Here is a 23,295-nt window from a genome sequence, read left to right on the forward strand (position 1 = left end):
GTTGATAAGGCGTCTTAGGTTTAGGGCAAGCTGAGCATGACTGGCCGATATCAGTTGTTAACCCAGACCGCGACAGGTGCGTATGACCATCCCTTCTCCGCTGACTATTCCCTTTGTGGATTTGACCTGGCAGCATGGGCCACTACAGGAGGCTATTCAAGGGGTAATGAACGCGGTCATTACCCAGGGAGACTTTGTGCTGGGGCAGGCGTTAGCTAACTTTGAGGCCAGCTTTGCGGCGGCTTGCGGCACTCGGTTTGGGGTGGGGGTAGGCTGCGGCACCGACGCGATCGCTCTGGGGCTAACAGCCTGCGGCATTACTTCAGGGGATGAAGTGATTTTGCCTGCCAACACCTTTATCGCCACGCTAATTGGGGTGCTGCGGGCGGGGGCAACGCCTGTGCTGGTTGACTGCGATCGCGCCACCGCCCTCATGGATCTAGCCGCCGCTGAGCAAGCCATCACCTCCCGCACCCGCGCCATTGTGCCCGTGCACCTCTACGGCCAAATGGTGTCGCCCCAGGGTTTGCTGGAGCTAGCCGATCGCCACCAGCTGATTATTTTTGAAGATGCCGCCCAGGCCCACCTGGCTCAGCGCGACGGCTACACCGCTGGTTCCCTGGGGCTGGGAGCGGCCTTTAGCTTTTACCCCAGCAAAAACCTCGGTGCTCTAGGCGACGGCGGTATGTTCGTCACACCCGACGAGCGAGTGGCTCAAACGGCGCGATCGCTGCGCAACTACGGAGCCACCAGCAAGTACTACCACACCGAACCCCAGGGCACCAACAGCCGCCTCGATACCCTGCAAGCCGCCGTACTCAACGTCAAACTGCCCTACCTGAACGGGTGGAACCAGGCCCGCTATACTCTGGCCCAACACTACGATCGCAGGCTTGCCCCCCTGGCCGACCACGGCATTTTCCCCGTACGCAACGACGCTGGCCCCGGCCACATTTACCACCTCTACGTAGTGCGCGTCACTAGCACGTGCCCCCTGGGCCGCACCGAACTCCAGGCCCAGCTCACCGCCGCTGGCGTGCAAACCGGCATCCACTACCCTATTCCCTGCCACCTGCAACCCGCCTTTCGCGCCCTCGGCTACGGCCCCGGCCACTTCCCCCAAGCCGAAGCCCTCAGCCAGGAAATTCTCTCGCTGCCCATGTACCCCGGCATGACCCCTGAGCAGGTTGACTATGTTGTAGACGCTATGGTGGAAGCAGTTTCTGCCCTGCGATTGTCTAGCCTCCTGCAAGAGATGAGGGGATGAGGGATGAGGAGATTTTAGATTTTAGATTTTAGATTTTGAATTTTAGATTCTGGATTTATCTTCTCCACCGCCTTCCCTTTCCCACACTCCATCCTCCCCACCCCCTCATTTCCTTCCTATCCCCATCAACCCACCCACCCACCCACCTACCCGCCTACCCATCCACTCCCCATGCTCCCCCGCCGCTACCTCACCCCCAATCTAGCGATTGCCGCCCTGCTAGCGATTCTCTACGGGCCGCTGCTGGTGCACTGGATCGATGGCTGGCTGCACAAAACCATCAGCATTCAGCACGAATACTTCAGCCACGGGCTGCTGGGGCTGCCCTTTGCCGCCTACATCGCTTGGGATAAGCGCAAAGCCTGGGCCGAGCTGCCCAATCGCTGCCATCCCCTGGGGCTGGGGTTGGTGGGGCTGGCCGGTTTGATGTACCTTACCCGCCTGCCCGACTGGATGAATCTATCGCTGCCGGTCATGCTGGTGGGGCTGTGCCTGAGCCTAAAAGCGATCGCAGGGCTGCGTTTACAGGCGATTTGTCTGGTTTTGGTGGCGCTGGCAACGCCAAACCAGCTGCCCTACCTGATTGAGCCCTACATTTTGCCCTTGCAGCAGTTCATCGCCTCGGTGGCGGGGTTTCTGCTGGTGCAGCTGGGCGTGCCGGTCACGGTCGAGAGTATTTACCTGTTTGTTAACGGTCAAACGGTCGAGGTCGCCCCCCACTGCGCCGGGCTGAAAATGCTCTTTACCAGCCTCTACGTCGCCCTCATGCTGTTGTACTGGACGGGGGTTTACAGGTCGCGGCTCAGAACCAGCTTGTTTTTGGGCGGCACGGTAGCGGTTAGCGTGGTGGGCAACATTTTGCGTAATGCTTTGCTCAGCTATTTCCACGGCATGGGCCAAGACGGGGCCTTTGAATGGCTGCACGAGAGCTGGGGCGGCGACCTCTACTCGGCGCTGATGTTGCTGACTATTATTCTGCTGCTGCGGCTAATTCAAAATCGGGTGCCAACCAGCCTTAACTTGGTAGTGCAGTCGCCCTCGTCGTCAGTGTAGACCCGTTGTTGGTTTTGTTGTTTAGCGCGATCGCACCCTATGACCACTCAGCCCACAGCTTCTAGCCTCATTCCCAGCCGCTGGGTCAACCTGGCTTTGGTGGTTGTGCTGACCGCTCTGGCCGGAATGGCCATTTTGCCTGCCTACCTCAGTGGACAGTGGCCCTGGACGACGACACCCCAGGTGGCCCAGCTCGATCAGCTGCGGGCACTACAGACAGACGGACTGCCGCTGCCCGGTTGGCAACTCACCCTCGCTGAGCCCATTGCCATCAACCGCCAAACCTGGACGCTGGCGGAATATCGAGCCCCAGCGTCTACCGCGCAAAGCGCTCCAGGGCAGCAGTTTGCGGTGCTGCTGCACCCCCAACCCTGGCACAGCAACCAGCCCCAGCTGGAGTGGATTGACCTGGCCGGGGCGCAAAACTGGCGGGTTGAGTCGCGGCGGCGGCTACAGGTTGGCTCTGTCAACGCAAGATTTTTTCGAGCCTGGGGCGACCGCCAGAGCTTTGCGGTAGTGCAGTGGTACGCTCTGCCTGGCGGTGGTCATCCGTCACCGAGTCACTGGTTTTGGGCCAACCAGTGGTCGCAGCTCACCCGCCGCACCCTGACGCCGTGGGTGGCGGTGACTGTGCTGCTGCCGATGGAGCCTCTGGGGGCGATCGCCGACTACCAGCCCTTAGCGATAGACCTTGTAGAGTCAGTTCAGCGCCAGCTCGACGCCACTGTGTTCAGCTAATTGCCGTTGATAAAAGCTGCCTGCCCTAAGGTCTAGGGCAGGCAGATATCGTTCTGACTCAACTGTTTTGAGGTACCCGATGGTACCCTGGCACTCAGGCCTCAGGTAGCGACACGCCGTCTGTAACATCAGTATGCTGACTAAGGTTATAGCCGCAGTTGTTGCATCGTTGCTGTGGAAGGCTGGCTGAGTCATGGGGTTCGCCAAAGTTTCTTGAAACGGCTACGTACCCTTTACCCTCGGGGCACCTTAGAAACACAGGAGCATAGAAACTACTGTCTTTGGGTGGTAGGCCAACCTTCTCAGTCAAGTATTCGCTCAGGTAAGTTCGCTGTGCAGAAGACGGTAAGTCACCTTCATCAACATCGGTATAAAAATAATCGATGAACTCCAGCCATTCCATCAGTCGTTCATCCTTTTCAGCGCAGCTCCAAATCTGGGAGATTTGGGCGATCTGCTGGTCAGGATTCATGTTTTGATTTGTGATCAACAGGTAGTAATTCCACACCTGACCCTTTTGCTCTGGGCTGAGGTAAGAAAGGAATTGTTGATCGAGAGTGGGAGTTTTCATGGTGTTTGGTCGAACGCTCCACGTTCTTATGAACTACTTAATCAATCGGAGTGCTAGGTTACTTCAACGTACTATCTGTTTGGTTAAGAAACAACCTTTTATTCGTGAATTTCGGATGAGTTGAAGACAGCCCGGCCACTTTAAGCCGATAACTCAAGAAGCTTGACTTGCACCTCCTTCGTACAGCTTAAAGAAGTGCGATTTTAGTCGCTTAAGCGCGCGCGATTCGCGCTTTCTAAGGGTTTGCGCCGAGGGTACAGGCCCCTCTGCTCCTTCAGCCATATACTTGTAGTGCTGGCGAATTTGTTCGTAAGTTTTTCGCTGTATAAACTTCATTCTAATTAGCGCCTGATCTGCTTGAGAAAGCTCATTTAGAGCCATCTCAAGATATTCGAGCTGCTCGATAAGCTCTGACTCAACGAGCGGACTTTTGGCATGGTGGGCTAGCGTTGTCAACTGCTTGGTTTTGCGTTCCTCCTTAATTACGGCATCAACTTTGTTTCTAAGAATATTGAGGCATACCTGGCGTAGCCAGGACTCAGGCTTTTTTATGGGTTGACCGTGCTTTTGAATGTACTCAATGCCTCGCTTAACGCCCTCAACTACCACCTCATCAAGGTCGACATTGGCAATATGCCACTGCTTAGCGAAACGAATTAAAAACTTATACAGGGAAGTTCCTTTAAACTCGTTAGGCATGAGCAGATAGCTAACCGCTGCCATGAACTCGTACACCAGGTCGTGGTTTGGCCCTTGACCGGAGGGCTGCTTAAAAGGTGTATTAGTAGCGTTAGTCATGGCTAGTTTCCTCGTTGGGTGAGCGGGGGGCTAACGGTAAAAAACTGATACCAATCAAGGTTGATAGGCTTTAGGGCTGTAGTATCCTCCAGGGCAAAATCAGAACTGTTAGTTAGTTCGCGCAGATCCTTTTTGGGGTCTGGGCTCTCAAAGTTGGGCTGAAGTTGGGTTGTGACGAAGGCCTTTACCCTATTGATTACCTGCTGAGTAAAGCGAACTGCGCTGGCAAACCAGCCTCTAAATCGCAGGCGATCGGGTATATCCGCAGCATCTGCGATCGCAAAATTGACAACCATCGGTCTATGTCCTCAACGAACGACGTAGAAAAATTGAACCATCTGCGGGGTAGTAGGCTTTCGTGCCCAAACGTGACTCGTTTTGAGCCAACCTTTTTGCGCGGCCTGCCACTGGTTGTAGCTAGGCCGGTTCAATCAGCAGGGTGTTGCCCTGCCGATCGATCGGTCGAATGGTATCGCCCGCCTGAAAGCTGTAGCTTGACAGGGCAGCGCGGGCTGTCCAGTACACGCCGTTGACGCGCACCACCCACTTCAACCCGGGCTGCGCCACCGAGTGAATGACGCCTACGCCTGGGTAAAACTTGCGCTCAAGCACAGCACTGAGAGGTGTTGAGATGCTCATGGCGATTGGGCCTCCTTGTCTTGCCTCACTCACTAGTGGCGACAGAACCCAATGTGTGACATGTTGTAGTACGTTCGACACAAAAAGCTCGCACCCTTAAGAGCGCGAGCTTTACAAAAACCAATACAAATTGGATGCCTTCAGATTGATCAGGGCAAGCGCCCGTTTGCCTTTACTCGACCACCAGGCGAGAGAGGCTGGTGCCAGGGTAGTAGTTGCCTAAAATTTGGTTGTAGTTGTAGCCCTTGCTGGCCAGTTCCATCGCCCCGGTCTGGCTCATGCCGTTGCCGCCGTGGGCCGCCTGCACAATCGCATCGGAGGCTGCATAGAGCGACTCGACAATGCCACCGTTGTAGCTAATAAACTCGCCGGTCGTGGCGGCGACGGCGGCCTGGGTGGTGTTGGTCTCTTTGGCAATGCCCAGGTAAGCCTGGTAGCGCTGGGTGTTGTCGAGGTCGTAGGCGCGTTGGGCATGGCGTACGTGGTGCACCAGGGCATAAGAACGGGCGGCGACGGCCTGGGCCTTGAGCGCTTCGAGGGGCCAGTTGACATACATTTCGCTGCCGACGACGCTGCTTAGGTAGTCGTGCATGAGCACAAAGTTGACGGCCATGAGGCCCGCGCCATCGGTCAGTAGCAGAACTCGACCTTTGTACCAGCTGTCGCCCACGTACACGTAACCGCCTTCGCCCGGTTCTAGCCACACCGTGTTGGAGAGGGTGCAGCTGCCGGCGGCCATACCCGACCCCTGGGGCTTTAGCACCAGGCTGCTTTGAGCAGGCAAATTGCAGTAATTTTGACCACCCAGATCCATCAGATAGCCGTCGACGGAGGTGGCTACCTCCAGGTTTGAGGCATTTTTTGCGATCGCAACTCGCATTTCGAGGTTGGTATCAATGGTTTTGCCGGGGTCAAAGTTGCTGGCGGCGGCAGGGGCGGGCGGCGCAGAGGGCTGGGGCACCGACCGCGAACTAGCCTGGGGAGTAGCGCTACCGCTGGGGGCGGCGGGCTGAGCCGAGGGGGGTGCCGTAGCCGCTGCCTTGGCTGTCTCGTTTGGGGCCTCGGTGGCGTCGGTGGCGGTTTCGGGGGGCAGAGTCGCTTGCACTAGCACCCGCCGCGCCCGGTACAAATCGACAATCGACTGGCGCACCATGCCCGTCGTTTGCCACAGGGCGGGTTTTAGGGTGCCGGTCTTGTCATTGTCTCGGTTCCCCAGTGGAGAGGCCGAAACCTGCACCAGCAAAAGACTGGCAAAGGCTAGACCGCTAAATATCTTGATGCGGGTGGAAGGCTTGTCCGCAGGCGCAGGCCCTTGAGAACCGTCCCTTGACCGTCGCAACGCCTTGAGAGTAAGCGACTGCAGTCTGACCGATTTGAGGCGCACTGGCCTCAGCTTTGGCAGCCGAGCCTTCCAGAGTTCTCTCATGGTGGTTTAACCTAATCTCCACGCTTTACGCTAACAAAACCGTCGTCAGCACCCTGTTCTATCTAAGGATAATCGTTAATAAATACGTCGGTCATGTTACATTCGTAACCTATGCCTAAAGGTAGAGATCACAGTCAGCCGGGGGAATGATGCCGATTGCTGATTTTGACCTAGCAATTTAGGCCTGCAAGCCCTGCTGTGGCAGGGGTTTGCGTTGAGATTATTGGCGTTAGGAGATAGGAATACCCATAAGAAATAGCTATGGCGACGTGCAAAGGTAGTGGGTGTAGTGATGGCTGCCGCTGCTGGCCTGATTCACCTGGGCGCATCCATAGCCGCTCAGATCTGAGTTGATGTGCAGAAACCACAGATCGAAGGGGCGCGGTGGGGTCGAGAGCATGTCAGCCAGCTTTGTTTCGGGGGCAACCGTAGGGTTGCTGGGTAAGGCCCAGATGAAAAAACGGGGCGGTACCGACCACTGACTCTCCGGAGCCGCTGGGTTAAAGTGGCGCTGAATTTCCCAGCCAATGCTCAGGAACTCAATGCCGATCACCGTCGGTTTTGTCTCAATGGGGTTAGGAAAGCCAATCAGTACCGGGTGGGTAGACTCGGCTTGTACAGTGCGAACAAACTGGGCTGGTGCATAGTATTTGGCAAAGGCCAGGTTGCTGACGACGAAAAGAGCGCTGACCAGGCCCGCAACCCAGATGGCCTGCACGCTGCGCCGCCCCGAAATGCGCCACGGGGTGAAGGGAATACGGGCCGATGTCTCCGGCGTTTCTGACCAGTAGACCGCTAGTAGCCCCCCTATCAGCACCATGACACCGGGATGAAAGACGAAGTTGTAGCGGTGACCGCGAGTGATATCCATTGCCAGGCCATAGGTGACCGCAAAAAAGAGGGCGATCGCCGCCAGCACAAAACCGCCCATGACCAGCAGCCCAAACCGTCCCGAGGCCGACTGGCTAACCAGAGGCCTGGCCTTGATTAGTCGCACCACCAGCCACAGCAGCACGGGCAGCAGCAGCAGCACCGACAGCACAACGGCCGCAATGCCGATCGCGCCCTGGGCGTGAGTGATGGGGGTAATCACCATAAAGATCAGCCCGACCAGCATCTGCGCGATCGGATCGAGCCACCGCATGGGCTGGCTGAGGTCAATCGCCAGGTTTGAAGACTGACTGCTGCCGTAAAAGTTGAGCAGCACCGGCAGCCACACCAGACAGGAGGCCAACGTGCCCAGCATGACCCAGTACAGTCGTCGCCAGGGTCGTCGCCACAGCACTTGAGGCTGCGATCGCCCCTGGTGCCAGGCCAGCGCTACGAACACCAGGGCCTGAGCCATCATTGCCAACGCCGTAAAGTAGTGGGTTGCAAAGGCCAGGGCGTTGACCCCCACCCACAGCAGCCCAAAGGCCGGTGAAATGGGCGCGGTAAGGGGTTCTTTGTGGTCGGCACCATACAGGCTCCAGGCCCCGACGGCAAAGCAGACCAGCCCCAGCGAGACCATCAGGGTGGCCATACCGTAGTGCCGAGCCTCCTGGGCCATCGCCACCCCAAACGGAGACACGGCCATCAGGGCGGCGCTGATCTGGCCCGCCAAAACCGAACGAAACCCCAGCCACCCGGCCAGGTAAACCGCCGGTACGCTCAGGGCTCCGAGTAGGGCAGGCAGGGCTCGTACCGCCCATGGAGAGGCCACCCCCTGCACGGCCGGAAAGAGGTTCATCCAGAGGTGGGCCAGGGCAAAGTAGGCCGGCGGGTGGTTATCTTCCCGCATCAGGTAGCCAATGGCGGAACCCACCGTCGCCTCTGGGCGCGGCCGCAGGGGCGTCAGCAGCTGCTCTAGCGATATCACCTGATCGAGCGGAACAGAACGACTGCTGTTGCCCAGGGAGAAGATGGTTGTGGCCACCTCATCCATCCAGAGGGGTTTGCTGACTAAAAACGACAGGCGAATGGCCAGGGCGATCAAGAACCATACCGCCATCCAAAACGCCGTAGGCGACAGACGCCAAGTTTTAATCTGCATGGGATTGCCAAAAACTGCCAAGGGCTGACGGTGCTCCTCAATACAACTCAGCGGCGACTCAGCGGCAACTTGGTGACGCCCGGCCAGTGGCGACTCAGCCGCATCTGCCTGCGGAATAGCCTACTGAGTTCTATGCCTAAGACTAAATCAAAACGGCCTCAACCCAGGCCAGGTTGAGGCCGTTAGTACAGGTTCTGGGGCGATCGCGCCCCTGACTAAATTTCGGCTACCGAGTTGAGGCCCACAATGTCTTCGTAGGCCGCTGCCACAATGCAGAACGAAAGGGGCACGGTCACCAGCAGACCAATTCCTAACACAATGACCCCAGCCACGTTGAGCAAGAAAAGCATGAACAGGAGGCCAAAGAATGAAAACCACTTTTTGGTAATTAGCTGGCGGCTGGTTTCCATTGCCTGCCAAAAATCAGCACTCTTGTCGATGATAAAGGGTTGAGCAAACAGGTACGCCACGGCCAAATAAACGCCTGGAATGACAAGCAGCACAAACCCAAGAGCGGTTAAAATACCCGCTACCAGCGCTGTGAGAAAGATAGGCAAAAACTTGTTAAATCCTTGAAAAAAGTCGCTAAAGACCGCATTGCGACCCCGGGCGAGCTGAAACGCCACAAAGTAATAGCCTGCGGTTAGGGCTGGGGCAACAACATTAAACGCAAAACTGAGAATGCCCCCAGGCACGGGTTCATCGGTTCTCGACCCCAGCGGATAGGGGAGGATGGCAACGACAACCTGAATCAGAAACAGCATCAGGGTAAATAGAACAAACAGCGGGGCTTTTTGCTTAAAAATCTCCCAGCCGCGGCTAAAGTAATCACCAATTTTGACCTCGTAATCGCGATTGGTAAAGTTAGCGCTAAAACTACTCATCGCCGTTCTCCAAAATCCCCAAAGATCTAAACCTAGAATATCGGCTCCACGTTAACTGGGGCTAAAGTAGCGGCAAAAATTAACTTGAGGGCATCTAGCTGAGGATAGATCTATAGACTGTGGGCCGAAAATGGCAGATTGGGGTTCAATCGACCACCGGGCTGCCGTGGTGGTGGGTCATGTACCACTTTCCGGCCAGGCGCTCAAACCCGTTGGTGGCCATCGATCGCGCCTCCAAACGGCGACTGGTGAAGCGATCGAGGCCAGCCTCGCTGCCGCTGATTTGCAGCACATTCTCAATCAGCACTACAAAGGCCAGGTCGCCGCTGACCTCGACGGTGAGAATGTCGGTGTCGATTTCGAGATAGCTGGTGTTTTTAAAAATGCGCTCCCAGGCATCGCGGATGTCGGGCCAGCCCTTGAGGGCATCGCGCCCTGGGTGAATGCAGAGACAGCCCATGCCCTTCGACCAGACGGCCTCCATGGCTTCTATGTCCTTCTTCTCAAAGGAGCGGTAGAAGGCGCTGTTTGTGGCCAAGACCAGTTCGCGATCGCCAGCCATAGAGTCCTCACTGATAAGATACAGGGGCGTTTCCCTGCCTCCTGTCTTGAGCATAACCAACGGCAGGGGGAGGCAGCCACCTTCGGCCCCAAAGTTGCACCCTGCATGTTAAAGCTTGAAAATCTTTGTAAGCGCTACGGTTCTAAGGCGGTGTTGCAGAACCTCAGCCTTGAGCTGCAGCCTGGAGAAATCTACGGCCTGCTTGGCCCCAATGGGGCCGGGAAGACCACCACCATTAACATTATCTGCGGCTTGCTGAAGGCCGACAGCGGCTCGGTCACCATTGGCGATCGCCCGGCTGGTGAGGCGACCAAAGCGCTGGTGGGGGTGACGCCCCAGAGCAATCTGCTCTACGGCAGTCTGACCTGTAGCGACAACCTCTTCTTTTTTGGCCGTCTCTACGGGCTTTCTCGCCAGGATTGCCTGCGGCGGGTAGAGGTGTGCCTGGAGGCGGTCAACCTGCTAGAGCAAAAGCACACCCCGGTCGAGCGGCTCAGCGGCGGCATGCAGCGGCGGCTGAGTATGGCGGCGTCGATGCTGCACCGTCCCAAACTGGTGATTCTTGACGAACCCACTACCGGGCTAGATATCGAAGCGCGGCAAGAACTCTGGCAGCTGATTCGCCAGTTTAAATCGATGGGGGTGACGGTGCTGCTGACCTCCCACCTGCTCGACGAGGTGGAGCGATTGTGCCAGCGAATTGGCATTTTGAACCAGGGAAAGCTGCTGGCCGAGGGCACGCTGGAGCAGCTGCGATCGCGCATTCCGGCCCGCGAAATTGTCACAGTAGAAACAAAGGATCCTAAGGGGGCGATCGCCCGTGCCCGTCGGCTTGGCTACACCCACCGCACCTACGGCGGCGACCTCGCCTTTTGGGTGCCCGAACAGCTCGACCTCAAGGACTTAATCGATCGCTTTGAGGGCATTCCCCTCGACTCGATCGCCCGTAGCCCGGTCAAGTTAGAGCACGTCTACCTCGAAGTGACGCGACAGCCGCCCCAGACATAAGGCATGGCGGTTGAGAACGGTAGTTGGAGTATCAAGACCTGAGGAGATTCTCAGAAAATCAGATCCCCGCTTGGTCCAGCGACCATAGCCGCTGTAGGGCACTGCCCACCGTGACGGAGAAAGTTTCCCAGAAGTCACCCTAGCTCTTCGATCACCATCGCCGCCAGCTTGCCAGCTGCCCCCGCTTCCCCACGCACCGATCGCAGCGCTTGCCGCATCGCCTCTAGAGCGGCAGGATTCTCTAAGTAACCCACTACCTCCGCCGCCACCTCCGCTGGCTTGAGAGGGCCAATTCGCTCGGGGACAATTTCGCGCTTGGCCCAAATGTTGGGCCAGGCAAACAGTCTTCCTTCCTTATAAATTTGGCGCAGCACCAGCCTGTTGATGATTTTGGCCAGGCTATCGCCCACCAGGGGCAGGTTGGCCAGCAGCCCCGGAATGCCGTCCCAGGCTTTCATCACCTCTAGCTTTTGGGTGGGCAGCAGCACCATCATCGGCACGCCGAGGGATCCTAACTCAGCGGTGTTGGCTCCTACGGTGGTGAGGCAAAACCGCATCTGGCTCATCAGGTCGTAGGCGGGGCTGGCCTGCCACAGCAGTACCTCCAGCCCGCTGGGGGTACGCAGTCGAGGCAGGGGTGAATTTGGCTCCACCAGCTCTGCGGTAGGAGCCCCTTGGATCAGCTGAATGTCTGGGTTTTGGGCCGCATCGGCAAACTGAGCCAGCGCCTCTAGCGACAGCATTGGCGCAACCGGAATCACAAACTGGGTGTTGGGCCGCTGCCGATGGATGGCCTCGGCGGTGCCCAAGGCAAAGGGCAACCCCATACTGAGCTTATTTTTCTTAGAGCCAGGCATGAAACCGATCAGGTCGTGGTCGGGGTTTAAGGCAAGGCGATCGCTCACCGCCTCCCGGCTGACCGCATCTCCCTGCACATCGGCCATCAGGTCGCCAATCACCTCGCACTTGTAGCGAAACTCGCTGGGGGCCGCCTCAACAATGTTGGCGGTCATACAGCCGAAGCGATCGATCCAGCCGTGCCAGCGGGCATCCCACTCGGCGTAGAGCACGGTGCGGTAGCCCAGGCGACGGCCCACCACCACCGGGTAGATTTGGTCGCCGCCCAAAAATAGCACCACCCCGCGCGGGTGCCAGTCCCAGCGTTCGGCGGTTTTGCCCGCTAGCAAAAAGGCAAAAAAGTGCTCTGGCCCCTGCACGCGATCGACCCCCGGCAGCTGACGGGCCATTTCGGCTTCGCGACCGGAGGCATTGGCGCAGGGCGACAGCACCACCGAGATGCGAACCTGACTGGGGTCGGGCAGACGGTCTCGCAGCGACCTGACCACCGGGCGTACCCAGGTCGAAATTTCCCCCGGCCCGTTGGACAAAATCAAAATATCGCTGGGAAACGGCGGCGCGATTTCTACTAAGGATGCCTCGCGCTGCCCGGCAGCATTGGCCTGATCCAAGCCCATAGAATCGGGGTCTATTGACAACGCCCTATTTTAGCTAGAACCAACGCTATTTCGGGGGCAAGGACGCAGGGCCAAAAGTGCGGGGCCAGGGCTTGTGCTCGGGCAGCAGCAAAACTATCGCTCCAGCCCTCTCTACGTTTCGCAATACAACAATACGTAATTTAAACTACAGGCCAACTTTCTCAGAATCGGGTTTTCTGGCTGTGGCCTTCTCATAGAGGTGGCCTGATCCCCAAAGACTTGGCTGTAAAGAAATTCTCTGCGGAGCATAAAAAATATTGGCGGTCAGAGAATGTTTCTCCAAACGCTGTTTCTGAGAATCGTGATGAGAGCTGTTACAATTCGCCGACTTCATTCAGGATTGTTGTCGCTCTCTGATCCCGGTGCTAACGTCTGAGTCATGGTTCGGATGGTCTTTCACTCAGGAGAGCAAAATCCATGCCCCAAACGCACAGCGCCCGTTCCTCACGCGTTAGGTAAAGGCTCCGCACCTGCAGGGCTGCACTCGGCGCGTGACGACGCGACCCCACAGCCCCACAGCGGCCTGGCTTCCGGCTAGCTGCACCGAGCACACCGCTATTTGCAGGCGATCGCCCCTACTCAGGCAAACTCAGCCTTTCTCAAGAAAATTCTGCACCGATTTTACCCACAGGTGCTGCTAGTACCGTCCTTATTGGCAAGGCGCACTGCAGCACCCCAGCTCTAGTCACGCTGACGGCAACACGCCAGACTCAGCAGGAGGTTTCTATGCTTTTTCACGGAAAAACCGCTCTAATTACCGGAGCATCGCGCGGAATTGGCCGCGCCATTGCCCACGCCCTGGCCCGCCAGGGTATGCAGCGCATTTTGCTGGTAGCCCGCAACGCTCAGCGCCTGGAAGCCGTTGCCGACGAGGTGCGGCAGCTTGGGGCCGAGGCGATTGTGCTACCCGTCGATTTGACCGACCCCATTCAAGCGAATGTTGTTATTGCCCGCGCCTGGCAGCACCACGGTCCGGTGCACCTGCTGGTCAACTGCGCTGGGGTGGCCCATCAAACCCCATTCCTGCAGGCTAAGCTGCCCCAGGTGCAGGCCGAAATTTCTACCAATCTGATTGGCCTCTATACCGTCACTCGCCTGGTAGCCCGCCGCATGGCGGCCCGTCGAGAGGGCTGCATTGTCAATGTCTCTAGCCTAATGGGCAAGGTGGCGGCCCCAACCATGGCGACCTATTCAGCCACTAAGTTCGCGATCGTTGGCTTTACCCAAGCCCTGCGGAGTGAACTGGCCCCCCACCGAGTGCGGGTGGTGGCGCTGCTGCCCTCGCTGACCGATACCGACATGGTGAAAGGCTTTGACTGGTTCCGAGGCGTGCAGCCTGCGACGCCAGACCAGGTCGCCGAGGCTATGGTGCGGGGGCTGCGGCGGGGGCAGACCGAAATTTTGGTGGGTTGGCAGAGCCACGCGGCGATGCTGGCCCAGCGGCTAGCCCCCTGGCTAGTCGAGCCGATGATTCAGCTGCTGGCTCCGTCTCGGGCGGGGCAGCCCCAGCGGCGACCCGTGCGTTCGACCTAGTCAGACCTGCTTAGCGCTATTCGAGCGGTGGGCAGTGCCCACCCCACGGCCGGGAAGCACCCCGCTCAAAACAGGCACCCCGTAGGGGCATTGCATGCAATGCCCCTCCAAACGGGGGTTAGCCAGGTACAATCCCTATTCTGTCGCCCTGGCGGTGGTGCCGAAGAAGTCGATGCGGTAGTCGGTAATGCTGACCCCGGTGCGAGCCTCGATTTGCTGAATCAGATCGGCGGGCAGCGTGACTTGAATATCAATAATTTCGTTGGTGTCGAGGCAATTGACGTGGCTGTGGGAGTCGCTCAGGTGGCCGTAAAGGCGACCGTCGGCGCGCTCAACGCATTCGATAATGCCCTGCTCCGAGAGCGCATCGAGGTTCTGGTAAACGGAGGTATGGCCAATTTCGCGGCCCTGCTGGTTGAGGCGATCGTAAATTTCGCGGGCGGAGAGGTGGCCCTGGTGCTGCCAAAGCAGCTCTAAAATGTAGCGTCGCTGCCGACTCAGCCGCATGCCAAGCGCCTGGCAGCGCTCAATGGCATCTTCCAGGGAGGTAATTGGAGTTTTAATCGCGGCCTGCTCTTCCATAGAATTGGCGGTTATTCATACTCAGTACCACTTTAACTTGTTTGAAAGAATAGTGCCTAGAACTACAAACAAAGGGTACCGGTTCTGGCGTCGCCTGGCGATAGATAGGTTGAGGGGCCAATCAACGCCGCTCTTGCCGTACTGGGTCATCGCTGCGCTTTGTCAGGCTGGGACAGCGGCTGCCAGAACTCACTGCAGCGGCATTGGGCAGGTTAGGCTGAATGTAATGGTCCAAGGTGATCTTGCGTGAAACTTGACGATGTTGTTCCCTGGGGCAGAACGCTGGACGAATATCGATCGATGTTTAGCCTGTCTGAAGCCGATTTAAGCGCCACTATTCTTGGGTGTGGCGATGGGCCAGCCAGCTTTAACGCTGAAATGACTCGATTAGGGCATTCTGTTACTTCTATTGATCCATTTATCGGTTTTCTGCCGAGCAGATTGAGCAGCGGGTTCGAGCTACCTACGAGCCAATTATTCTGCAGGTTAAGCAAAATTCTAGTCAATACGTTTGGCACAACTTTCACAGCGCCGATCAGCTTGGTCAGGCTCGCCTGGGGGCGATGGAAACGTTTTTGCTGGACTACGATGCGGGTAAAGCTGCCGGACGATATCTAGATCAGGCTTTGCCTAGCCTAGCCTTTGCCGACAACCAATTTGAGCTGTGCCTCTGTTCGCATTTGCTCTTTCTTTACTCAGAGCAGCGATCGCTTGAGTTTCACATTGCTTCAATTTACGAGCTGCTGCGGGTTGCCGCAGAAGTAAGAATTTTCCCCTTGATTAAACTCAATGGTCAACCTTCACCCTATGTTGAGTCGGTGATCAATTCACTGCCTCGCCAATGGTTTAGTATTCAAATTGAAGCGGTTGCTTACGAGTTTCAAAAGGGCGGAAACCAAATGTTGAAAATTAGCCGCCGAGCGACTCCGGAACAGATCGCTTCGCGAAGCGCGACCTAAGCTATTCCACCTAAAAACCTCTCGGCTAAGGATGCGCCCTTAGCCCGTCGAGCCTGTGGCGATGAAACGCTTGGATAAGCACTGAGCGGGAGCCCGCTAACGTTAGTTTTCTCAGCCACAAATCGCACTACAGAGTCGGCTATTGTAGTTACTGCGGTTTATGGTCTCGTTGGTACCGCTAAGCTTGAGCGCCAGACTATAACCACCCCCTTAAACAGCTAGGATGAGCCATGCCGACCTATCGATCGAAAACCTCCACCCATGGCCGCAATATGGCCGGTGCCCGCGCCCTCTGGCGTGCCACTGGCATGCAAACCGAGGACTTTGAAAAGCCCATCATTGCGGTCGCCAACTCCTTTACTCAGTTTGTGCCCGGCCATGTGCACCTAAAAGATTTGGGGCAGCTGGTGTGCCGCGAAATTGAGGCCGCTGGTGGCGTGGCCAAAGAATTTAACACCATCGCCGTGGACGACGGTATTGCCATGGGCCACGACGGCATGCTCTACAGCCTGCCCTCGCGAGAGATTATTGCCGACTCGGTTGAGTACATGGCTAACGCCCACTGTGCCGATGCCCTGGTTTGCATTTCTAACTGCGACAAAATTACCCCCGGCATGCTGATGGCCGCCCTGCGGCTGAATATTCCCGCCGTGTTTGTCTCGGGCGGCCCCATGGAAGCGGGCAAAACTAAGCTCTCGGAGCACAAGCTCGACCTGGTCGATGCCATGGTGGTGGCGGCCGACAGCAGCATCAGCGATGAGGTGGCCGACGAGTACGAGCGCTCCGCCTGCCCCACCTGCGGTTCGTGCTCAGGCATGTTTACTGCCAACTCGATGAACTGCCTCACCGAGGCGATTGGCCTGTCGCTGCCGGGCAACGGCACCACCCTTGCCACCCACTTCGATCGCAAGGATCTGTTCCTCACCGCCGCCCGCACCATCGTCGATATCACTCGCCGCTACTACGAGCAAAACGACGAGTCGGTGCTGCCCCGCTCGATCGCCAGCTTTAAGGCCTTTGAAAATGCCATGACGCTAGATATTGCCATGGGCGGATCCACCAACACCATTCTGCACCTGCTAGCCGCCGCTCACGAGGCCGAGGTTAACTTTACCCTCACCGACATCGATCGCCTCTCGCGGCGGGTGCCCCAGTTTTGTAAAGTGGCCCCCAACACCCCTGAGTACCACATTGAAGACGTGCACCGGGCGGGCGGCATCCCCGCTATTTTGGGCGAACTCGATCGCGCCGGGCTGCTGCACAGCGAGGTGCCGACCGTCCACAGCGCCACCATGAAAGACTCCCTCGATCGCTGGGATGTCATACGTACCGATGACGAAGCCGTTCACACGTTCTTTAAGGCGGGTCCGGCTGGAATTCCCACCCAACAGGCCTTTAGCCAATCGACCCGCTGGCCCTCCCTCGATCTAGACCGCGAAAAGGGCTGCATTCGCAGCGTCGAAAATGCCTACAGCACCCAGGGCGGTCTGGCCGTACTCTATGGCAACCTGGCCGAGCGCGGCTGCATCGTCAAAACTGCTGGGGTCGACGAGAGCATTCTGGTATTCGAGGGCAAGGCCCGCATTTTTGAAAGCCAGGATGCCGCCGTTAACGGCATTCTTAACGACAGGGTACAGCCCGGCGATGTGGTGATCATTCGCTACGAAGGGCCGAAGGGGGGGCCGGGAATGCAGGAAATGCTCTACCCGACCAGCTACCTGAAGTCGAAGGGGCTGGGCAAGGCGTGCGCCCTGCTCACCGACGGGCGCTTTTCAGGCGGTACGTCGGGCCTCTCGATTGGTCATGCCTCGCCGGAGGCCGCAGCGGGGGGCAACATTGCCCTGGTGGAAGAGGGCGATCGCGTCTTGATCGACATTCCCAACCGCACCATCAATGTGGACCTGTCGGTGGAGGAGTTGGCTAACCGCCGCGTGGCGATGGAGGCTAAGGGCAAAGATGCCTGGAAGCCTGCCCAACCCCGCCCTCGGCGGGTGACAGCGGCGCTCAAGGCCTACGCGCTGTTGGCTACCAGTGCCGATCAGGGCGGCGTTCGCAACCTGGAGCTGCTGGAGTAGCCGGGGCAGGCTCGAACCCCTGATGCAAGGGCGGGCGCGCTGCCGGATGACGAGCGATCGCCTTGAGCAGTTGAGCAGGAACAGTTTAAAAATCTAAGCTCATCACGTTTTCCATCACCCTACAACGCCAGCGTCAGTTAAGTTGTTGACGCTGGCGTTGTAAGTGTAACGATGGCCATTGCGTTTAGGACACCAATCTTGGTCTCAGTTAAAAACTGGGGTAGCGCAATGGCGTATAGCCATCGCTTCAGGAGCATTAGTTCTGCCCTAACCGTTTTGGCGATTTGGCTACACAACCGACAAGGCTAGCGTTCGCAAATTCATCCCCAAGGTTTAGGGAATCTCAGACCCCTAGACGATTTCGCTTTAGATAGCAATAACTAACGTAACAGTAGGGTTCAACAGTCGTCATTGCCCTTGATAACCACGGTTGAACTCAAATTTTTAGCGTGGAAATTAATGAAATGAGCATTAACAATAACGATATTAACCGTGACAACGACATTGATCCTAAATCGAATCCTGATCGCAATCCCGATCCGGTGACGGGTGAGCCGGGTTCTCACCCTGTGGGCACAGGCGTTGGGGCCGCCGGGGCCGGCGTGATTGGTACCGCTGTTGGGGTCGCAGTAGGTGGCCCGATTGGCGGTGCCATTGGCGCTGTAGTTGGCTCCGCCGCTGGCGGTTTGCTCGGCAAGAGTGTGGCAGAAACCTTTGACCCCACGGTCGAAGATGAGTACTGGCGCACCAACTACAAAACTCGCCCCTACGTAGACTCAGCTTACACCTACGACGACTACAGCCCGGCCTATCGTACTGGCTATGAGGGTTACTCTACCTACTCTCAGCAGGGCATGTCTTACCAGGATGCCGAACCCCATCTAAAACAGCGCTACGATCGAGAGTATGGTACTAGCCGACTGCATTGGGATAAGGCCAGACATGCCAGCCAAGACGCCTGGTATCGCGTAGAAAAGACTACCGCTGATCGCACAAACAACCGTCGATAGGCCTTTGATGTAGTTGTATAAGCTAATGTGCCCTGCGATCGCACTTGGCGATCGCAGGGCACATTTTATTAACCTAATTTCTGCATTCTAAAAAATACGGAATTCACAAAAATAAGGTGGCAACTGCTATCTTTCCTGTTGGTACGTGGCTTTGCAAGTGCGCCCTACAGTGACCAATGCTGCCGATATCCTGCTTGAATCACGTTCTAAGCCTGTTTAGGCAGCATAATAATAAAACTCGTTCCCTCATTCTCTTCGCTTTTAATTTCAATTGTTCCCTGATGGGCTTGAACAATGCTCTTTGCTAAAAATAAACCCAGTCCCCAGCCTGACTTATCTTCGGCAGCGGTCGTTCGGCGAAATTGCTGAAACAAAATAGACTGAGCCTCGGCGGGAATGGGGTCGCCCTCGTTGTGAATAACCAGCCTGACTTGTAAGTCGGTTTGCCGCAGCGTGAGGGTAATAGGTGCATTGGGCGCACCATACTTAATCGCATTGTTGGCCAAGTTTTCAACTACCCGGCGAATTTGCTTGTGGCTGCATTTGACTTTAACATCAGCATCGGAAACGACAACAAACCGTTCGCCGTAGATAAAGTTTAGATCTTCTACAACTTCTTGCAGCAGCTGATCTAAACTGCATTCTTCAAATTCGAGCTTTAAGTTCTGCCCGGCTCTCAGCCGACTGGCATCGAGTAGATTTTGAATCATAGCGTCCATGCGGTCGATGGCGCTAATCATTCTGGCGGTGACATCTAAGTAGGCATCGCCACGATCAAATCGACGCAAAATGAGCTGAGTTCCCATTTTGACAACGTTAACTGGTCCCCTAAGGTCATGGGTTAGGGTTACCATAAACATTTCTTGAATATCTCTTAGCGTCTGAGAAAACTGTGATGCCGCGTCATTGACAGCTTGCTCAATGGAGTCAATGATAATATCTCGCTCTCTCACCGCTAACGGCGCGTCTTCTTCTAAAACCTGAAAGATGACCTGACGGAGAATGTGGTATTCAAGGAGAAGTTGACTCATGGAGTAGTCAGCGTAGCCAGCGCGTTCGTGGCCATGCTGCTTGCCAATGCGAGTTTTTGCAATCTGAGTGGTGGCGATTTGATCAGACGTTCTTTCGGTTTGAATTGCGAGTTCGTCGGCCAGGTGATCTAAGTAAAGGGGCAAGGAATTCCGCAGAACAAGAGAGTTTTGATGCATAGATGCGCTGACTTCCTCGCGGGCCCGCACCTCCCATAGCTCCATAATTCTTTGAGAATTCTCTTTTAGAGACTCAGAAATTGCTTTAGACATCCTTGTTGTTGTTAACAATGAAATAAGCAGTGAACGGCTGCCTGGCTCAGTATTAATCAATCATCAGCCGCTCGAACACCTGATTTGTGGTGACTTTAGCACCGGCTTGAAAACGACTAGGTCATAGCAGAGTGATTCTTTGGGTCGCCTATCCTACGATCGCTCACTTGCTAAGTAGCCAATCAACATTATTGGCAGGGCCAGTCACCACTTGTTAAACAAAGATGTCACTGGAGATTTCACTTTCAACAACTGAATCTACAATGCTTGCATTAACGCCCCAAGCGAGTATAGAACTCACCAAAATTCTTAGGTACTGGGGCTTAGTACTTGGGTGCTCGCGGAGTCAGTAAGGGCTTTTTCGGCGATCGCTTTCAGGCGCTGAATGCGATCTTCCGTAGACGGGTGCGTCATAAATAGCGTCATCATTCCCTGCTTAGATAGAGGGTTGACAATGAACAGGGCCGAAAAGGCCGGATTGCCGTGGATAGGCACTTTCTGCCCCATGGCTTCCAGCGTTTCTAATGCCCGCACCAGCGCCAGGGGATTTTCGGTAATCTCAGCGGCTCCAGCATCAGCGGCATACTCCCGCGTTCTAGAAATTGCCATCCGCAGTAGGCCAGCGGCCATAGGCGCAATCACCAGCAAAAACAAAATGGCAATCGGGTTGTTACCGCGCCGTCCTCCGGCTCGCGCCATCGGAAAATACAGCGCCCCAAAGGTAAGAATGCGGCCCAAAAAGGTGAGCGACCCAGCTAGGGTGCCCGCTACGGCCTGGGTGAGGGTATCGCGGTTGCGTACGTGGGTCAACTCGTGGGCGATCACGGCGTCTAGCTCGTCGTCGGGCAGCAGGTCAATAATGCCTTCCGTCAGGGCGATCGCCGCGTGATTGGGGTCGCGCCCGGTGGCAAAGGCATTGGGCGACTCCGAGGGCACTACATAGAGGGCGGGGGTAGGAATGCCGGCGCGATCGCACAGCTTCTCTAGTCGCTCAAAGAGTTCTGGTGCGTCTTCCCGAGGGGTGGGCTTGGCTTTAAAGGCTGCCAGCGCTGCCTGGTCAGAGTAGTACCAGGAGCCAAAGCTACTCACCGCCGCAAAGCCCAGACCGTAGTACAGGCCCGTTTCGTTGCCCACTAGCAGATAGCCCGCCAGCACAATTAGCCCGCTGAGCAGCGCCAACAGCGCCAATGTTTTGAACTGGTTAATCGCAGCCATAGAGAACCCCCACGGGGTATAATACTTGTCCACAGCATCTCAGAATCGGGCGCGGCTGATGTCTACCCAGGGAGAGAAAGCCGAGGGTGTTGGCAAACGCAAGAGGCATAAGAATTAAGCGTTACACTTGAGCCTAGAGGTTTAATCAGCAGACTAATAGCCATGTACGAGATTGTTGTGGCGCTTCCAGAAGAGACGGCGGTTGCCTTAAATACTTCCTTAGTAGCAATGGGTGAGGAAGTAAGACTGGCAGCAGCCGTCAAGCTGTTTGAACTGGGCCGTCTTTCGTCTGGGGCAGCAGCAACCTTGGCAGGAATGCCGAGAACAGTGTTTTTGGCGAAGTTAGCCGATTATGGTGTTAGTACCTTTAATTTGACTGAAGCTGAGCTGGCTGAAGACTTAACCAATGCCTGAGGTCGTTGCCGATACCTCAGTAATGCAATACCTATTTCAGACCAATCATCTCTTCCTGTTGCCCAATCTGTATGGCACTGTAGCGCTGCCTAATGCTGTCAGGAATGAGCTAGAAACAGGTCAAACTCTCGGCATTCCGCTACCCAATCCGAATGATTTTGAATGGATTCAGCTCGTTTGCGTGGGTGAACAGATCCTTGTGCCTCAAATACCAGGACTAGGGCCGGGAGAACGAGAGGTTCTATCGCTAGCGGTGAATCGACCAGACTCTTTAGCCCTGTTGGATGATGGCTTAGCTAGGCAGTATGCGAAGCGCCTGGAAATTGGCGTTACTGGTACGCTAGGAGTCTTGCTAAAAGCGAAGCAGTCTGGGCTTATTGCTGAAGTCGGGCCAGTTTTGGAGGCCCTAAACCAATTTGGTTTTCGGGCCAGTGAGGAAACTCGGTTAAGCGTTCTGAGGTTAGCCGCCGAAGCGTGAGTAAAGGCTCTGCCTAGCAGAGTTCGCGCTGTTAGCGCTCAACAATATAATTAGTAGCCTTAAACCGGAGAGTCAATTAGCCCTGGGTGATCCTGTGGGCGGGGGCCGGAGGTATCCCAAAAGAAGCGGCGGTCTGAGTCGGCGATCGGTTTGTCGTTGATGCTGGCTTCGCGGCGGCGCATCAGGCCGTTTTCGTCGAATTCCCAGTTTTCGTTGCCGTAGGCGCGGTACCACTGCCCGGCGTCGTCGTGCCACTCGTACTGAAAGCGCACGGCGATGCGGTTGTCGCCAAAGGCCCACACTTCCTTGACCAGGCGGTAGTCGAGTTCTTTGTCCCACTTGCGGCGCAAGAATTCGCGAATGGCGTCGCGGCCCTGGAAGATTTCGGCTCGGTTGCGCCAGTGGCTATCTTCGGTGTAGGCCAGGGCCACGCGATCGGGGTCGCGGCTGTTCCAGGCGTCTTCAGCCATGCGGGCTTTGGCGATCGCAGTCTCACGGGTAAACGGGGGAACGATGGGCGTAGGCATAGGGGTGGATGAGTAGGGGAGGGCATAGGAAAGGCTGTTAGCATTGGCCAACAGCCTCAGGAGTTGTGAGTTAGGACGCGTAAAGTGGGTCTACCACTTTTTGTAGGGCAAGAATTTGCCGTTCATAATCACCTTGACGCGATCGCCCTTGGGATCCTCTTCCTTCTCCACGTCTAAGGTGAAGTCGATGGCGCTCATGATGCCGTCGCCAAACTTCTCGTGGATTACCGCTTTCATGGGCAGGCCGTAGACCTGCATGATTTCGTAGAAGCGGTAGATCAGCGGGTCGGTGGGCACGACGGGGTCAAGGCCACCTTTGACCGGGAAGTCGGTCATGGCTTCAATTAGCGCAGTGTCGGCACCGAGAATTTTGACCAGCTTGGTGGCTTCTTCGACCGAGGCGCTGGCCTGGCGGTAGAAGACGGAGGCAATCCACACTTCGTCGTAGCCGGTTTTGGCTTCGAGGTCGGCAAAGCTGAGGCCAGCGGCTTTTTTAGCGGCCAGCAGCTTTTCAGCAATGGGAGAAACAGTCATGGTTGAATCCTTTCAATTACGTCTAATGGTCAAACTTTCATAGCCGCGATCCCGGTAGGGATCCCGGTAGCGATTATCTTGATTGTCAAGCTCACCCTGCTATGTAGTAGCTGCCATGAGGGTGGCAGCTGGCGGCAATGAGCAAGCTGGAGCCTGCCAGAGGGTGTCATGGCTCACCATGGCATTGAGGATG

At 56.4% G+C, this 23,295-nt stretch carries 24 protein-coding genes; 10 read left to right on the forward strand and 14 right to left on the reverse strand.

From position 1 onward, the window contains the following. Nucleotides 1-82 precede the first annotated feature (82 nt). The 3 genes from IQ265_RS20040 to IQ265_RS20050 all read left to right on the forward strand — a co-directional run bounded on the left by IQ265_RS20040 (nt 83) and on the right by IQ265_RS20050 (nt 3,058). Nucleotides 83-1,267, forward strand: a complete 1,185-nt coding sequence (locus IQ265_RS20040) for a DegT/DnrJ/EryC1/StrS family aminotransferase (RefSeq protein WP_194056824.1) — start codon at nt 83-85, stop codon at nt 1,265-1,267. A gap of 171 nt (nt 1,268-1,438) precedes the next feature. Beyond that, nucleotides 1,439-2,320 carry a cyanoexosortase B gene (gene crtB / locus IQ265_RS20045; protein WP_194056826.1) on the forward strand — a complete coding sequence of 294 codons (882 nt, stop codon included), beginning with the start codon at nt 1,439-1,441 and terminating at the stop codon, nt 2,318-2,320. A gap of 39 nt (nt 2,321-2,359) precedes the next feature. Beyond that, nucleotides 2,360-3,058: a cyanoexosortase B system-associated protein gene (locus tag IQ265_RS20050; RefSeq protein WP_194056829.1), complete on the forward strand. Its 699-nt coding sequence runs from the start codon at nt 2,360-2,362 to the stop codon at nt 3,056-3,058. 94 nt (nt 3,059-3,152) lie between these two features. Here the strand turns inward: IQ265_RS20050 and IQ265_RS20055 are convergent, their stop codons facing one another. The 8 genes from IQ265_RS20055 to IQ265_RS20090 all read right to left on the reverse strand — a co-directional run bounded on the left by IQ265_RS20055 (nt 3,153) and on the right by IQ265_RS20090 (nt 9,970). Continuing rightward, nucleotides 3,153-3,629, reverse strand: coding sequence for a hypothetical protein (locus IQ265_RS20055; protein WP_194056831.1), 477 nt, complete (start codon nt 3,627-3,629; stop codon nt 3,153-3,155). Between the two features lie 153 nt (nt 3,630-3,782). Next, nucleotides 3,783-4,427 (reverse strand): sigma-70 family RNA polymerase sigma factor, encoded by a 645-nt coding sequence (locus IQ265_RS20060; RefSeq protein WP_194056833.1) that lies wholly within the window; start codon nt 4,425-4,427, stop codon nt 3,783-3,785. Between the two features lie 2 nt (nt 4,428-4,429). Next, nucleotides 4,430-4,723, reverse strand: a complete 294-nt coding sequence (locus tag IQ265_RS20065; protein WP_194056835.1) for a hypothetical protein — start codon at nt 4,721-4,723, stop codon at nt 4,430-4,432. Nucleotides 4,724-4,844: 121 nt separating this feature from the next. Continuing rightward, nucleotides 4,845-5,066, reverse strand: coding sequence for an NfeD family protein (locus IQ265_RS20070; RefSeq protein WP_194056837.1), 222 nt, complete (start codon nt 5,064-5,066; stop codon nt 4,845-4,847). Nucleotides 5,067-5,238: 172 nt separating this feature from the next. Continuing rightward, nucleotides 5,239-6,492, reverse strand: a complete 1,254-nt coding sequence (locus IQ265_RS20075) for a SpoIID/LytB domain-containing protein (RefSeq protein WP_228038191.1) — start codon at nt 6,490-6,492, stop codon at nt 5,239-5,241. Nucleotides 6,493-6,751: 259 nt separating this feature from the next. Continuing rightward, nucleotides 6,752-8,524 carry a hypothetical protein gene (locus IQ265_RS20080; protein WP_194056839.1) on the reverse strand — a complete coding sequence of 591 codons (1,773 nt, stop codon included), beginning with the start codon at nt 8,522-8,524 and terminating at the stop codon, nt 6,752-6,754. A gap of 215 nt (nt 8,525-8,739) precedes the next feature. Further along, nucleotides 8,740-9,408, reverse strand: coding sequence for a hypothetical protein (locus IQ265_RS20085; protein WP_194056841.1), 669 nt, complete (start codon nt 9,406-9,408; stop codon nt 8,740-8,742). A 145-nt stretch (nt 9,409-9,553) separates the two neighbouring features. Beyond that, nucleotides 9,554-9,970, reverse strand: a complete 417-nt coding sequence (locus tag IQ265_RS20090; RefSeq protein ID WP_194056843.1) for a nuclear transport factor 2 family protein — start codon at nt 9,968-9,970, stop codon at nt 9,554-9,556. 105 nt (nt 9,971-10,075) lie between these two features. On the opposite strand from IQ265_RS20090, the gene IQ265_RS20095 reads away from it, so the two are divergent. Beyond that, on the forward strand, nt 10,076-10,978 hold the full coding sequence (locus IQ265_RS20095) for an ABC transporter ATP-binding protein (protein ID WP_194056845.1): 903 nt from the start codon (nt 10,076-10,078) through the stop codon (nt 10,976-10,978). A 134-nt stretch (nt 10,979-11,112) separates the two neighbouring features. On the opposite strand, the gene IQ265_RS20100 is transcribed toward IQ265_RS20095, so the two are convergent. After that, entirely contained in the window at nt 11,113-12,453 is a 1,341-nt protein-coding gene (locus IQ265_RS20100) for a lipid-A-disaccharide synthase (RefSeq protein ID WP_228038193.1), read from the reverse strand. 747 nt (nt 12,454-13,200) lie between these two features. Here IQ265_RS20100 and IQ265_RS20105 point away from each other — a divergent pair. After that, the gene (locus IQ265_RS20105; protein WP_194056848.1) at nt 13,201-14,007 is read left to right on the forward strand and encodes an SDR family NAD(P)-dependent oxidoreductase; all 807 of its coding nucleotides are present in this window, start codon (nt 13,201-13,203) and stop codon (nt 14,005-14,007) included. 135 nt (nt 14,008-14,142) lie between these two features. On the opposite strand, the gene IQ265_RS20110 is transcribed toward IQ265_RS20105, so the two are convergent. After that, nucleotides 14,143-14,589 (reverse strand): Fur family transcriptional regulator, encoded by a 447-nt coding sequence (locus tag IQ265_RS20110; protein WP_194056850.1) that lies wholly within the window; start codon nt 14,587-14,589, stop codon nt 14,143-14,145. Nucleotides 14,590-15,152: 563 nt separating this feature from the next. Between IQ265_RS20110 and IQ265_RS30700 the strand changes: the two genes are divergently transcribed. From IQ265_RS30700 to IQ265_RS20125, 3 genes are all read left to right on the forward strand, one after another. Beyond that, on the forward strand, nt 15,153-15,548 hold the full coding sequence (locus IQ265_RS30700) for a hypothetical protein (RefSeq protein WP_228038195.1): 396 nt from the start codon (nt 15,153-15,155) through the stop codon (nt 15,546-15,548). A gap of 230 nt (nt 15,549-15,778) precedes the next feature. After that, nucleotides 15,779-17,623: a dihydroxy-acid dehydratase gene (gene ilvD / locus IQ265_RS20120; protein WP_194056852.1), complete on the forward strand. Its 1,845-nt coding sequence runs from the start codon at nt 15,779-15,781 to the stop codon at nt 17,621-17,623. Between the two features lie 464 nt (nt 17,624-18,087). After that, nucleotides 18,088-18,633 carry a hypothetical protein gene (locus IQ265_RS20125; protein WP_194056854.1) on the forward strand — a complete coding sequence of 182 codons (546 nt, stop codon included), beginning with the start codon at nt 18,088-18,090 and terminating at the stop codon, nt 18,631-18,633. Nucleotides 18,634-18,839: 206 nt separating this feature from the next. Here IQ265_RS20125 and IQ265_RS28855 read toward each other — a convergent pair whose 3' ends face one another. Continuing rightward, nucleotides 18,840-19,994, reverse strand: coding sequence for a HAMP domain-containing sensor histidine kinase (locus IQ265_RS28855; protein WP_228038196.1), 1,155 nt, complete (start codon nt 19,992-19,994; stop codon nt 18,840-18,842). Between the two features lie 249 nt (nt 19,995-20,243). Continuing rightward, nucleotides 20,244-21,149 (reverse strand): M48 family metalloprotease, encoded by a 906-nt coding sequence (locus tag IQ265_RS20135; protein WP_194056856.1) that lies wholly within the window; start codon nt 21,147-21,149, stop codon nt 20,244-20,246. Between the two features lie 162 nt (nt 21,150-21,311). Between IQ265_RS20135 and IQ265_RS20140 the strand changes: the two genes are divergently transcribed. Both IQ265_RS20140 and IQ265_RS20145 read left to right on the forward strand, forming a co-directional pair. Next, entirely contained in the window at nt 21,312-21,563 is a 252-nt protein-coding gene (locus IQ265_RS20140; protein ID WP_194056858.1) for a UPF0175 family protein, read from the forward strand. After that, nucleotides 21,556-22,041 (forward strand): DUF3368 domain-containing protein, encoded by a 486-nt coding sequence (locus IQ265_RS20145; protein ID WP_194056860.1) that lies wholly within the window; start codon nt 21,556-21,558, stop codon nt 22,039-22,041. The genes IQ265_RS20140 and IQ265_RS20145 overlap by 8 nt, the downstream gene beginning before the upstream one ends. A gap of 59 nt (nt 22,042-22,100) precedes the next feature. Here IQ265_RS20145 and IQ265_RS20150 read toward each other — a convergent pair whose 3' ends face one another. Further along, nucleotides 22,101-22,568 (reverse strand): nuclear transport factor 2 family protein, encoded by a 468-nt coding sequence (locus IQ265_RS20150; RefSeq protein ID WP_194056862.1) that lies wholly within the window; start codon nt 22,566-22,568, stop codon nt 22,101-22,103. Between the two features lie 90 nt (nt 22,569-22,658). Next, nucleotides 22,659-23,102: a cyanase gene (gene cynS / locus IQ265_RS20155; protein WP_194056864.1), complete on the reverse strand. Its 444-nt coding sequence runs from the start codon at nt 23,100-23,102 to the stop codon at nt 22,659-22,661. Nucleotides 23,103-23,295: the final 193 nt, after the last annotated feature.

This window comes from Nodosilinea sp. LEGE 06152 (genome assembly GCF_015207525.1).
GTDB lineage: Bacteria > Cyanobacteriota > Cyanobacteriia > Phormidesmidales > Phormidesmidaceae > Nodosilinea.